Source organism: Helicobacter didelphidarum, assembly GCF_003364195.1.
GTDB classification, from domain to species: domain Bacteria; phylum Campylobacterota; class Campylobacteria; order Campylobacterales; family Helicobacteraceae; genus Helicobacter_A; species Helicobacter_A didelphidarum.
Map to the genome: position 1 here is coordinate 1 of NZ_NXLQ01000151.1, position 903 is coordinate 903.

Consider the following 903-nt stretch of genomic DNA (forward strand, 5'->3'; position numbering starts at 1 on the left):
AGTTATTGGAAGTTTAAGGAGATATGTGAGGCGAACTATGATATATTAGATTCTAATGAAAGAACAAAAAAATTGTTAAATCTTTTTAATGTGAATGATAGAAAATTGGAGGAAAATTTACAATTTGAAAACAATCATTATATTGCACGATTTAGATATGATACTTGGAGAATAAAATCTCAATTAAATATCCAGCTCAATACCGATAAAAAGATTATAAAAATTTATGTTGGTGATGGGGCTATGTGGTATGACAAGAGACCCATAATGCTAGGTAATGAGGCTAATATGGATTTTAGGATTGAATGGGATAATTTTTTAATGTGTGGGAATTTGGATAAAAGGAGAAAATAATGTGCAACAAAGAACAAATAAAGAAACTAAGAGACTATGCGGAACTCTCTTGGGCTAGTTATGGGTATTTTCACTATTTTTTAGAACAACAGAAAAAGTCTTATTTTATGTTACTTCAAGATAAAGATGGAAATATTTTAAAGAATCAAGACGATACGCCATTAACACAAACTATTGAAATTAAGCATATTTTAAATGGAGAATATAAAAAATATAATATAGCTGAATATGACCATCATATTAAAAAATATATCACTATCGGCACACTCAAAGGTGATATGTCCCCTAACCAAGCAAAACGCTTTTTTGAGCGATACAAACTTGTAGAACACTGCCCTAATACAGATTCAGGCTTTAGTGGCACACTATTTGAGGACTTAGGAGAAATTGATAAATCCACAGGCAAAAGAAAAGAAGTCTCTAAAGATTCTAAGTATATCTTAGCAATAAGAGGCACAGAGCCTAGCGATACAGGAGATTTAAAAACAGATGCAAGAATGGCTTTAGGGCATATCCCACAAGGACAATATAACGATATGCTAAGATTCT

Annotated in this window: 2 protein-coding genes; both read left to right on the top strand. The window is 31.2% G+C overall.

The genetic code is table 11. The features are described 5' to 3' along the window. Positions 1 to 354, top strand: a 354-nt coding sequence (locus CQA53_RS12840) for a hypothetical protein (protein WP_181882481.1), incomplete at its 5' end; no start/stop codon positions are given. Then, positions 354 to 903, top strand: a 550-nt coding sequence (locus tag CQA53_RS11630) for a hypothetical protein (protein WP_181882482.1), incomplete at its 3' end; no start/stop codon positions are given. The genes CQA53_RS12840 and CQA53_RS11630, both read left to right, overlap by 1 nt.